This is a genomic window from Nostoc flagelliforme FACHB-838 (genome assembly GCF_014698065.1).
GTDB classification, from domain to species: Bacteria; Cyanobacteriota; Cyanobacteriia; order Cyanobacteriales; family Nostocaceae; genus Nostoc; species Nostoc flagelliforme_B.
In genome coordinates, this window is the sequence record NZ_JACJSI010000186.1 from 1 (window position 1) to 11,904 (window position 11,904).

11 protein-coding genes and 1 pseudogene are annotated in these 11,904 nt (G+C 44.8%); 8 read left to right on the top strand and 4 right to left on the bottom strand.

What is annotated here, in order from left to right:
• Positions 1-108: 108 nt before the first annotated feature.
• Together H6G97_RS36200 and H6G97_RS36205 are read right to left on the bottom strand one after the other, a co-directional pair.
• Positions 109-1,389 (bottom strand): hypothetical protein, encoded by a 1,281-nt coding sequence (locus H6G97_RS36200; protein WP_242055747.1) that lies wholly within the window; start codon positions 1,387-1,389, stop codon positions 109-111.
• Position 1,390: 1 nt separating this feature from the next.
• A complete protein-coding gene (locus H6G97_RS36205) occupies positions 1,391-1,636 on the bottom strand; it encodes a hypothetical protein (protein WP_190945440.1) in 246 nt (81 codons plus the stop codon).
• Positions 1,637-1,996: 360 nt separating this feature from the next.
• Between H6G97_RS36205 and H6G97_RS36210 the strand changes: the two genes are divergently transcribed.
• The gene (locus H6G97_RS36210; RefSeq protein WP_190945441.1) at positions 1,997-2,206 is read left to right on the top strand and encodes a hypothetical protein; all 210 of its coding nucleotides are present in this window, start codon (positions 1,997-1,999) and stop codon (positions 2,204-2,206) included.
• 50 nt (positions 2,207-2,256) lie between these two features.
• On the opposite strand, the gene H6G97_RS36215 is transcribed toward H6G97_RS36210, so the two are convergent.
• Positions 2,257-2,433 (bottom strand): hypothetical protein, encoded by a 177-nt coding sequence (locus tag H6G97_RS36215; protein ID WP_190945443.1) that lies wholly within the window; start codon positions 2,431-2,433, stop codon positions 2,257-2,259.
• Between the two features lie 600 nt (positions 2,434-3,033).
• Between H6G97_RS36215 and H6G97_RS36220 the strand changes: the two genes are divergently transcribed.
• Genes H6G97_RS36220 through H6G97_RS36245 form a run of 6 tightly spaced genes read left to right on the top strand, consistent with a single transcriptional unit; the run spans position 3,034 to position 10,867 of the window.
• The gene (locus H6G97_RS36220; protein ID WP_190945445.1) at positions 3,034-5,697 is read left to right on the top strand and encodes a TonB-dependent siderophore receptor; all 2,664 of its coding nucleotides are present in this window, start codon (positions 3,034-3,036) and stop codon (positions 5,695-5,697) included.
• Between the two features lie 60 nt (positions 5,698-5,757).
• Positions 5,758-7,437 (top strand): ABC transporter substrate-binding protein, encoded by a 1,680-nt coding sequence (locus tag H6G97_RS36225; RefSeq protein WP_190945447.1) that lies wholly within the window; start codon positions 5,758-5,760, stop codon positions 7,435-7,437.
• 34 nt (positions 7,438-7,471) lie between these two features.
• The gene (locus H6G97_RS36230) at positions 7,472-8,461 is read left to right on the top strand and encodes an ABC transporter permease (RefSeq protein WP_190945449.1); all 990 of its coding nucleotides are present in this window, start codon (positions 7,472-7,474) and stop codon (positions 8,459-8,461) included.
• Positions 8,458-9,336 (top strand): ABC transporter permease, encoded by an 879-nt coding sequence (locus H6G97_RS36235; protein WP_190945451.1) that lies wholly within the window; start codon positions 8,458-8,460, stop codon positions 9,334-9,336. The genes H6G97_RS36230 and H6G97_RS36235 overlap by 4 nt, the downstream gene beginning before the upstream one ends.
• Before the next feature lie 9 nt (positions 9,337-9,345).
• Entirely contained in the window at positions 9,346-10,275 is a 930-nt protein-coding gene (locus H6G97_RS36240; protein ID WP_190945453.1) for an oligopeptide/dipeptide ABC transporter ATP-binding protein, read from the top strand.
• On the top strand, positions 10,262-10,867 hold the full coding sequence (locus H6G97_RS36245; RefSeq protein ID WP_190945455.1) for an ABC transporter ATP-binding protein: 606 nt from the start codon (positions 10,262-10,264) through the stop codon (positions 10,865-10,867). The genes H6G97_RS36240 and H6G97_RS36245 overlap by 14 nt, the downstream gene beginning before the upstream one ends.
• 119 nt (positions 10,868-10,986) lie before the next feature.
• Here H6G97_RS36245 and H6G97_RS36250 read toward each other — a convergent pair whose 3' ends face one another.
• Entirely contained in the window at positions 10,987-11,232 is a 246-nt protein-coding gene (locus H6G97_RS36250) for a hypothetical protein (protein WP_190945459.1), read from the bottom strand.
• A 368-nt stretch (positions 11,233-11,600) separates the two neighbouring features.
• On the opposite strand from H6G97_RS36250, the pseudogene H6G97_RS36255 reads away from it, so the two are divergent.
• Positions 11,601-11,849, top strand: a pseudogene (locus tag H6G97_RS36255) (transposase); the annotation flags it as partial.
• Between the last annotated feature and the right edge of the window lie 55 nt (positions 11,850-11,904).

The window sequence follows — 11,904 nt, forward strand, 5'->3', positions numbered from 1 at the left end:
CTTCTGAGTCGCTTAAAGTGACGGGAGCAAGTTTGTTTTAACCCAAGATTGAACCTGAACCAACTTCCCATTGATATTTGAGCAGTTCCTGGTAAGTCTTTTCCCTTATCATCTCTTTGAAAGCATAGATTGACCGAAAACTTGATCGGACCAGGCTTCAAGATCAAGATACCGAACTGTTTCTAAGGCAAGTTTTACAACAGATCCTGTCAACTTCATAGTAGATAAAGAAATGCTCAAAATCATCTGGCCTATCTGCTTAAAAGGACATCGAGAAGAAAACTGTTTATATTTGCCAAAAAGCGATTCAATTACATCAGAAGTCGCAAGAATTGTCTGTTCTGACTGAATTTTAGAACTTTCAATCGTCAAATAGTCTATAATCTTTAGTTGGAAATTAACTAGAGAATTACCTCTCATTGTTAATTGCTGTAATTCCAAAACGCTGCTTAATTTTTGATTAAGCCCACAAGTTTTAAGATGAGTCTCTACAGTTCGAGTCACTTGAACCATTTGGCTCCAAATACTAAGCGACTCTTGATAATTGATTAACCATCCTAATTTGGATTTTAATTTTTGCCTCAAAATGGCAGGTTCAATATTTGGTACCAATTCTACTATTATGTCTATTGGAGAATCTAAAAGTTTAATAGCCCAATTAATCAGCCTTTCGATATTGAAATAACGACATTGAGAACGTTGAGATGGTGGAGATAAAAAAGATAGCTCTGTTTGTTGTAGTTGTTGTCGGCATTGTGTACATTGCTGGATAAAAGACTGATATTTCTCATCAGCTACTAACTCATGTTTGAGCAGTAAAGCCATTGCATGAGTCACATCATAGGTGTAAATCACTTCGGGATATTGTTGTTGATACAGCTTGATTCCTCTTTGGATATCACTACCGTGGTCAGCTATTATTTGTACTGGACGACCAACTTTTTTCGTTAGCTCAGAGAGTTTCTGCTCGATGTACTCTCCTTTAGTTGAGTACATAATTTCTAACGCCAGAAGTTCGACATCTTGATGTCCTAATCCTCGCTTTAAAGGGAAAACTTGTTCTTCAAGCAGTTGTTGTGAAACTCCCAACACTACTAAAGCTTTTTCTGTTCCAAGTTCTACAGTCAAATCAACGATAAAGATCCAATCACTCCGATATTCTTTTTTTCTATTGAGTTCGTACAGTCCAATTCGTCCTAACCATTTTCTAATACTACTAAAGCTTGGAGTTCCGTGTTCGGAAAAATCAACGTACAACTCAAACGTTTTCTCAACTCCTCGCAAGCTATTGCCACAATTGATAACTTGTTGTAACGATATTTGAATTGTTTCAACTGAATAATGATGCCCCTTTGCTATCTGAGCAAGAGCCTGTCCACTTGTTTCCAAGTTAGCTAGAGCGCTTATAATTATCTCTTTTTTTTTCGTCGCCTATCTCAATATTCTGTTTGAGTAGCTTTGATTCCGCATCTTTTGCTCTGCTTTTCCAATAGTCTCGTGAGGCTGATAAATCTCTAACTTTTATTTCTAATGCTCTGAGTTTTTTCTGTTTTTCTAAAGCTCTCTCTTTCCAATTGTCTCGACCATTGCGAAACAATCTTGCTAATCGGCTGGTTGGGCTTTTAAACTCTTGCATTAACTTCTATGCAGCTACATACTTCTTGTGTGAAAATTTACCACCTTAAAACCCTCAGAGTCAACACCCTAGTCTGCCCCTTCAGGATATAGCTACACTCTCATTACAAGTCAAACTCTTCGCCCTTGTCGTGCGTGGAACAGAGTAAATCAAAACGTGGGACGTTGCCAAAGCGGGGCGATTACGCTTCCTCAGTTGCCGCAACAACTGAAAAACATTACTCCTGTTGACCGAGAGCTAATCTGTCTCTCGTCGTTAAAGCTGTAGGCGTAGCTGATGGTGAGCTAATAAAGAACAAATTGGGCACTAGCAAGTTGCTCTACTTCCAGTTGTTTTGGAGCTTGCCCCAGGAATTATCGAGTGTACAAAGCTGATTCGATGATTGGGGTGATATTTCAACACATTACCCACTGGTCTAACGGAGTGGATTCTCTTCGATACGCCGAGCCGATTGATGCAGCAGTTGGGTTGGATGAATTTTTGAACGTGGCAAGGATATCAAAAACCCCTACAGAACAACGAGAAAAAAAGTGTTCTTTACTTGAGGAATGCCCTGTCACAATTGATTGACACTAACCGATTGTGCGGAAATGAAAAAGATAGTTTTAGCGTTAGTAGTGTTAACCAGTAACATTCGTCACAGTTCCCGTGGAGTTCTGGTCAAGTTCCGGTCGAGTTCCGGTATTCTTGCATCTGTCGGCGTTTTGAATGGGTGCGACGGCAGAGGATTGTGCTGGCGATGTTGGGTGTGGTTGTTTATACGTTCCTCTGGCTTTTCTCGCTAAGTCGTGAGACAACGAAATAGCAAGGGTTTCACACTATATATGCTTTTCAACAAATTAGTTTTAATGACAATAAATCACGAGATGAAATAGGACTTTTGAATAAAGGTATAGTAAGCGACACCGAGCAGCCCATCGTAAATATCAATGTAGGCATCGCTTCGTCAAGGAGGTAATGGATGGGGGAAGGAGTGAAAAACTACACTGTGCCCCGATATTTTAGTTATCTTGATAGATGCTTCTACGTGTTTACTTGCCTTCACATAGGTTGTTTTTTCTTGGGCACTTACTCAAAAAAGTGTTTTTTATTCGCTCTCATTCAAGTTTGACAACTTGTCATTTGACATCTTTGCTACAAAAGGCAAACATTTTAGTAAGGAGGTATTTAAGAAAAAATCAAGAGCCATGCTTTCAATTTAGTCCTATTTTCTACTTGACTACAGTTAATTTTCTAATTATCCATTTTTTATTAAAAAGTATTACTGTTAGCATAAAGTATGATATTTAATTAATAACAAAAAAAGTATTACAGCTACTAAGATTTGCCAACTATTTTTGGTAGTTGGAAGTTCGTCGCTGTTCAAACTACTTTAGTGTGAGGACGTTGAGAAATTCATGAACCAACTGTATCTACTAAGGGATCTAGGGCTAACTATAGTCATAGTAGCGATTTTCAATCAGCAAGCATTAGCAGAAGCTAATACTACAAAAACAAGTCATACAGCAGAACTAGTCACTATTAAATATATTCCCCAAGCTAAAAATATCCAACATCCTTACACCAATATTAAGGAGTGGCTAGCGCAGCAAGAGCAATCGAGTCCGATTATTCAAGTAACAGGAGTCAGGCTAAATCAAACACAAAGTGGTTTAGAAATCATTTTAGAAACATCTGTTACATCTGACAAGCTGCAAACTTCATTTAAAAGTGAAGGTAATACCCTGACTGCTCTGATCACCAATGCTCAATTAAAACTGAGTAGTGGTAATTTTTTGCGCTCTGAAAAACCCATTGCGGGAATTAAGCTCTTACAAGTCACAAATCAGAATCCTGGTACTGTCCAAGTAACACTGACAGGTGAAGACGGATTACCAACAGCCGAGCTGTTTGACAGCGATGAAGGTTTGGTTTTCGCGGTGACACCAGCTGTAACCTCAGCAGAGAAGCCCACCCCTAGCCCTTCCCCGCCTACAGCACCCCTACCCACAGACGAGGAAAGCTTACCATTACCTGGTAGTGAAACACAGCCTGCAAAACCATCAGATGCTGGTGAAGAACCGATTGAGCTAGTAGTGACGGGAGAGCGAGAGGAAGGGTATTGGGTTCAAGAGTCAACGACCGGAACCAAGATACCTGTGCCGCAACGCGACCTACCCTTATCAGTACAAGTAGTACCACAAGCCGTGATTCGCGATCGCGGGCTGACACGTGTGGAAGAGTTCACTGAAAATATCAGTGGTGTGACTCGGTTCCCTGGCTTTCCGTTTGCGCCCGGATACCGGGTGCGGGGCTTCGGGGAAAGTTACCAACAACTCCGCAATGGTTTTCCAGACTCGGCTTTTATCAATCCACACGGATTTGCCAATGTCGAACGGGTAGAAGTTCTTAAAGGGCCAGCTTCGGCAATCTATGGGGGGAATTTTGCCTTCGGTGGTGTTGTAAACACAGTCACAAAGAAGCCCTTAGATCAACCATTTTACCAACTGAATTTCACGGCCGGGAACTATAATTTTTTTCGTCCAGCATTCGATATAGGAGGTCCTCTCACCGCAAATGGTTCTCTCACCTACCGTTTGAATGCTTCCTACGAATCCGCAAACAGCTTTCGGGATTTTGTCTTTAACGAGGACTATTTCATTGCCCCAGCTTTTACCTGGCGCGTTAGTCCGCGAACAACGTTAACAGTAGAGTATGAGTATTTCAAAATTTCTAATAACATTTTTGGTGCTAACTTTCCACCAGAGCGAGAGTTTTTGCAAGTGCCTATTAGCAGGTACCTTAGCGAACCAGACTTAGGACCCACTACAGGAACAACACACTGGGGATATTACGACTTTGAACATCGCTTTAGTGATAATTGGAGATTTCGGCAGGGGTTTAGCGTACTCGTTGCCGATCTCAATGTTGGCTCGGAACGATTGGCTAGCACTGCGCTAGAACCGGATCGGCGAACGCTCAACCGTGAATCCGTTAAGGGACCGCAGAATAATCAGCTCTACACGCTGCAAAACGAAGTCATTGGCAAGTTCAATACAGGCTCCGTGCGACACAATCTTCTGTTTGGCGTGGAATTAAGTCGATTTGTCTATCCCTATACCCGGAGCAGCGCGCCTCTGGCTTCCATCGATATCTTTAATCCTGTTTATGGTGCTAGACCTGGAGCCTACACTCTGTTGGACTCTGCGGAATTTGGCAACGATAGTCTCGGAATTTACATACAAGACTTGGTTGAGCTTGCCTCAAATCTCAAGGTGCTAGGTGGCATTCGCTTTGACTCCGTTTATTCCTTCAATGAAAATAGACTAACAAATGAGTTAACAGACCGATCGGATACAAAAATCTCTCCCCGCGTGGGCATTGTCTACCAGCCAACGAATTCTACTTCTGTTTATTTCAACTATGCACAAGCCTTCGCTCCTAACACTGGTTACATCACCCGGACGGAAGAATTATTACAACCGCAGACCGGAGACCAGTTTGAGTTTGGACTTAAACAAGATTTCTTCGAGAACCGAGTTTCAGCAACCTTGGCGTTTTACCAGATTACCAGACAGAATGTGCCAACAGCTGACCCTGACCCGGAATTTCGAGACTTTTTCAGTGTTGCAACGGGCGAACAACGCAGTCGTGGGATTGAATTGGATATTGCCGGAGAAATTTTGCCAGGATGGAATATCATCGCTAGCTATGCTTACACGGACACAAAAGTAACAAAGGATACGAACCCAGAGATAGTTAGCGATCGCTTGCCTGGTGTTCCATATCATAGTGCCAGTTTATGGACGACTTATGAGTTGCAAAGTGGAAATTTGCAAGGATTGGGATTTGGCTTGGGGCTGACGTATGCAGAAGATGCTGAGGTGATACTACCCAATACTTTCCAGATTCCCTCTTACCTCAAAGCAGACGCGGCTCTTTTCTACCGTCGAGACAACTATAGATTCGGACTAAATTTCAAAAATCTCTTTAGCACAAGATATTACGACGTTGATAACGGCTTTGCGTTGATTCCTGGAGCACCTTTGACAGTGTTGGGAACGGTGTCTATCAATTTCTAAATTGAGCGTGTTCTATGAATCGCAAGACAATATCGAATTTAGTAGCACTCTTAATGAGCAATGTACAAAAATTATTCCAGTAGTAGGCAATGCCTATCCGGTAAAACTTATCAGCGCACGTCTCATCTCCTTCGCTTGCTGGTGGTGGTGCTGCTGTTAGTAGGAGCGGCTGCTTGTAGTCGGGTTTCCCAAAACCGCTCACTGGTTAACGCCACCTCTGGGCCCAAGGAGCAGATTATGGTGGACTTGGGGTGGGACGAATATCATATATATGAGAAAGGGTTCGACCCAACAATGGGTTGGCATTACGCCGGTCCTCCTCTGTTTCAAAGTACACTCCTAAGCCGCAATGAAAATTTTGAACTGGTCAACGACCTAGCCCAGAGCTACACCATCAGCAGCGATCGCTTGGTCTGGACAGTGAAAATCCGCCAAGATGTCCGGTTCACAGATGGTCAGCCTCTCTTGGCAGAAGATGTCGCTTACACGTTCAATACAACCAAAGACAGTCTTGGGCGACTGGATATGGAGATTTTGGATCGTGCTGTTGCTACAGGTAAGTATCAAGTCGAACTACACCTCAAACGACCCGATATTACCTTTGTCAATCAACTTGCCAGTTTGGGTATTGTACCCAAGTATGCCCATAACAAAGACTATGCACGCAACCCAATCGGTTCCGGTCCTTACAAACTAGTGCAATGGAACCAGGGCGAGCAGGTGATCATCGAAGTCAATCCTGACTACTACGGGCACAAACCAGTTATTAAGCGTGTTATCCTCCTCTTCACTCAGGGAGATGCTGCTTTTGCCGCCGCCAGAGCAGGTCAAGTTCAGGTGGCTGCAATTCCCAATCACCTAGCCTCACAGCCAGTGGAGGGCATGAAGACCTATGTCATTAAAAGCCTCGGTCACGCTGGGCTTATGTTTCCCTATCCTCCCCGTACAGGGAGGAAGACACCTGATGGCAACCCAATTGGCAACGATGTCACCTCAAACCGAGCGATTCGTCAGGCAGTCAATTATGCGATTGACCGCCAAACTTTGGTTCAAACCTTGTTTAATGGTTACGGTTCCCCAGCGATGAGTCCTGCTAGTGGTCTTCCCTGGGACGAGCCAACAGCAGACATTCAAGACGGGGATATCAACAAAGCCAAGCAAATCCTGAGTGAGGATGGTTGGCGGGATACGAATGGTGACGGCATCGTAGAAAAGCAACGGTTAAAGGCAGAATTCACTCTCCTTTACAATGCCCAAGACGCTTTCAGGCAGGGACTGGCTTTAGCAGTTGCCCAAATGCTCAAACCTGTCGGAATTAAGGTAAACGTTGAGGGTAGGAGCTGGACTGAGATTGAACGCCGGATGCAAAGCAATGTTGTCCTTTACGCACTGGAAACCCACGACTCGCAGCAGTTATCCTTTCTCTTTAAAAGCTCTTTGGCTCAAGGAAAATACCAAAATCCCGGTTACTATAGCAACTCAGTGGTTGATAGAGCGCTTGACCGAGCAGCAGCATCCGCTACAGAGACAGAAGCAATCCAATTTTGGAAGCAGGTGCAATGGGATGGTCAAACCGGAGTAACCACTAAAGGCGATGCAGCCTCTGCCTGGCTAGTTAATATCGATAAAACTTACCTTATCAGCACCTGTCTCGACGTTAGTAAAGCTACCGAAAAATCCCGCCACTACACGCTAACGCTTCTATATAACTTGCCTAACTGGAAATGGATTTGTCAATAGCAGCCCATCCTTTACTCTTCTGGGTAACTTTATCATGCACTTCCTAATTCGATTTATTCTGCAAAAATTCTTGTATTTGTTGTTGCTCTTACTAACCGTCGCTGTCCTTACTTTCGTACTAGTTAGCTTATCTCCGGTTGATACTGTCAATGCTTATGTTGGTTCTGACGTGATTCGCCTCGGTTCAGAACAAAGAGAATTAATTATCCAGCGTTGGGGGCTTGACAAACCTTTGATTATGCGATTTTTTCTCTGGCTGGGGCAACTGCTTCAAGGCAACCTTGGAACTTCCATGACTTACAATCAGCCAGTTTCTGATGTCATTGCCGAGCGCTTTCAAGCCTCACTCTGGTTAATGGCATTGGCGTGGTTGGGTTCAGGTATTTTAGGAGTCGCTTTAGGTGTCTTAGCAGGAGCGAAAGAAACTTCACTGCTGGATCAAGCAATTCGGCTGTATGCTTACACTTTGTCCTCTGCTCCCACCTTTTGGATTGCATTGCTGCTGCTTATTACCTTCTCCGCCACTTTAAAAGTCACTCCTATGTGTTGTGCTACTCCACCAGGAGTATTGCTTAAAGATGTCACTTTTTGGCAACGTCTATACCATTTGTTACTACCTGCTCTAGCTCTCAGCGTTATTGGGGTTGCAAATATTGCTCTGCAAACCCGCGAAAAACTGATCCAAGTCCTCAATAGTAACTATGTCCTGTTTGCTTACGCTCAGGGAGAAACAACAACTGGAGTCATTTTGCACCACGGTTTACGCAATATTGCTTTACCAGCCCTGACTTTGCAATTTGCATCTCTTAGCGAACTGTTCGGTGGTACTGTGTTAGTTGAGAAGGTCTTTGGCTATCCTGGGTTAGGTAGTGCCACCTTACAGGCAGGTTTGCGTAATGATGTCCCGCTACTGGTGGGTATTGTTTTGTTCAGCGCCATCTTTGTGTTTATCGGCAACACCTTGGCAGACCTCAGCTACCAAGTGATTGATCCCCGCATCCGCATAGGAGGTACCAGAGCATGAAACTTCCCACTGCGATTTCAAACCATCAAACTTTAGGGCGCAAACTACCACTCATCTTCAGTAATCGTCGTAGTCGGACATTGATGCTTATTGCTCTGTGCGCGATCATTCTGAGCATCCTGCTGCTTGGCACCCAACTGATTGGTAAAGCTGGTTTGGAAATTTCCTTACAAGAACGCAACCAACCTCCAACGCTTGCTCACCCGTTTGGCACTGACTGGTTGGGACGAGATATGTTCACCCGTACCGTCCACGGTTTGAGCTTAAGCTTATGGGTGGGGCTGTTAACCGCTAGCTTTAGCGCCGTGATCGCCTTGCTACTGGGAACGCTCTCAGCTACACTGGGTGGTAAAGTTGATGCCTTTATCATCTGGATAATCGATGTATTCTTCAGCCTGCCTCACCTAGTATTAGTTATCCTAATTGCCTTTGCTCTTGGGGGCGGAGTCAAAGGGTTGATCATCGCCATCACCATCACCCATTGGATGAACTTGGCTCGTCTGCTGCGGGCTGAGGTGCTTCAGATCAAAAGTTCTGATTACGTGCAACTCTCTTCTAAATTAGGACACTCGTCCCTGTGGATTGCCCGCAATCACATACTGCCCCACCTAGTGCCCCAGTTCCTCGTTGGGTTGATTTTGTTGTTTCCCCACGCAATTTTGCACGAGGCTGGGCTTACCTTTTTGGGTTTGGGTCTACCGCCAGAGATTCCGGCAATCGGGATTATCCTCTCGGAGTCAATGCGATACCTATCCACTGGCTACTGGTGGCTGGCGGTAATGCCAGGAGTAGCGTTGCTGCTCGCGGTGAAAAGCTTCGACATCTTGGGTCAGAGCCTACTTGCTTTGTTCGACCCAAAAACAAGCCAAGGGTAACATTATACTATGCTATCAGTTCAAAACCTCGGTGTCACTTTCACCATGTACGATGTGGGTCTGACCCAAAAACGGCTGACCGTCATTATGGATTTGGATTTAGAGGTTGGTGCGGGTGAAGTGGTGGCAGTGGTTGGTTCTAGTGGCTCTGGTAAAAGTCTGCTAGCTCACGCCATCTTGGGCATTTTGCCTTATAATGCCTTGGTTACAGGCAAGATAGTTTTTAAAGGAGAACTCCTGACCCCAGAGCGTCAGACCAAGTTGCGGGGCAAAGAAATTGCCTTGATTCCCCAGTCAGTCAGTTATCTTGACCCCCTAATGAGAGTGGGTTCGCAGGTACATCGGGCATCTCGTTTGAGTGGATTGCCTGCTACCGAAGCAAGAGGAGTTGTTAATCAAATCTTTGAACGCTATGCTCTTCCCCTGCCAGTTAAACACCTTTACCCCTTTCAACTTTCAGGTGGTATGGCTCGGCGAGTACTAGTTGCTACAGCAGCCGTCGGACGGGCTGAACTGTTGATTGCTGATGAACCGACTCCTGGTTTACATATAGATGTAGTTGTTGAGACACTTAACCATCTACGTGAACTGGCAAATGAGGGCAAAGCGATAATTCTTATCACCCATGATCTGGAAGCGGCTATGCGAGTTGCAGACAAAGTAGCTGTCTTTTACGCAGGCACGACGTTGGAAGTAGCGGCGGCAGAGGATTTTACTGATGGTCATCTGCGTCATCCCTACACACAAGCGCTGTGGCGATCGCTGCCCCAAAATGGTTTCATACCGGTTAAAGGCACCCAACCCAGCCCAGAGGCGCTTCCTGATGGTTGTCTGTTTGCTGACCGATGTCCCTTGGTGACTGACGCTTGCCAAAAAGCCCGACCCCAGTTTCATATCGTGCGAGGCGCTCCTGTGAGGTGTATTCATGCTGAAGGGTGAACAGTTGTCTTTTCGCTATCGAGTCAATCAACCTTGGATTTTGCGTGATTTCAGTATTGAAATCAACAAGAGTGAAATTGTGGGCTTGCAAGGTCCAAGCGGTCAGGGCAAAACGACTATAGGTAAGCTACTAGCTGGGTATCTTCAACCAACGGAGGGTAGAGTCACAATCGACGGTAAGCCTTTGCCAAATCAAGGCTATTGCCCGGTACAGCTCATCTTTCAGCACCCAGAACTAGCAATGAACCCCCGATGGACGATTAGCCAAATCCTAGCAGAGGGAAAAGGAACATCTAGAGAACTTCTGCAAGGTTTGGGAATTCACTCTAATTGGCTAAGTCGCTTTCCTCATGAACTCAGCGGAGGAGAGTTGCAGCGCATCGCAGTCGCACGCTCGCTCAATAGAGCGACTCGCTACTTAATTGCTGACGAGATGACTGCTATGCTGGATACCAACACTCAAGCACTCATCTGGCGTGCAGTCATTGACTATGCCTGCCAGGTTGAAATAGGTATTTTGGTTATAAGTCATGACATTGCGCTACTCAAGTACCTGTGCCATCGTAGGATTGATTTAAAAGCAGCGCATTGAATTATATCTTCAGATTGAGCCATTTCCCTAGCGACTGACTCCTCTTGAATTTTTGAATTTGGAATTGCTGGTTGAATTGCAGATGTTGTAGAAAGCGCGTAGATGCAGTCGTTGCATATCTATATGTCTTTACCACTCTTGTAAGTCATAGCTCTGGGTTTTCTCTTTTTGAGAGGGACTACTTTCGATTGCTTGGGAGGTTGTGGCGGACGGCATTTCTCGCAATATAGAGGTCGGACACCAAAGGTTTCTCGTTGTGTGGGCTGTTCGCACTGCTTACATACGAAGTTGAAAACGCGAGTGTGAATTTCCCGCTTGTGCGCTCTGACGGTGTACTCTCTGACTTCAATAGTTTTGCTGGGCATCGGTTCTGTAATCGGTGTTCTATTTCTAAGGATAGTTTCTGGTATCAATATATTCATGCACCATTTGATTGAAACAGTGACAATCTGATGGTTTTTCGCCGGGGACTAAGCAAAGGCAATGCCACCGGAAAAAGCGGGTACACCATCGCCATCAGTTCATGGCGGCTACGCGATCGCAACCAGAGTGGCAACTTGTTTGCAGTCTTTGGAGTAGCGAGTTCGACTTATATAAATGAAACTAGAGTCCAACAACCCTTAGTTAGTCCTAATTACAATACCTTAGCCAAAAGAAGAGGGTGAAGAGATAGGGCGCTCTGTAGTAGAGTTATTGTCTACCACAACGACAACTCAAACGCTACAATTCGCCCATGTTCGATATCCTATCACTCTTACAATGCCTATTACCCCAGATAAATGCTACGACGATGCGTCAGTTGAACCAGATAATAATGGCGATGCTAGCAATGAATGGGAGAATAACGATGTTAGGAATCTCCCGTTGGACAGGCGCTGGTGGTAGTTACCCTTCGATGTTGCGGTTCTTTCATACAGTAATTCCTTGGGCGACGTTGTTTTGGCTATTTTTCCGCAAGCATTTGTTCCGTGCGAATGAGGTGTAAATGCTTGCAGGAGATGAAGTTGTAGTGAGTAAATCAGGGAAAAAGACTTATG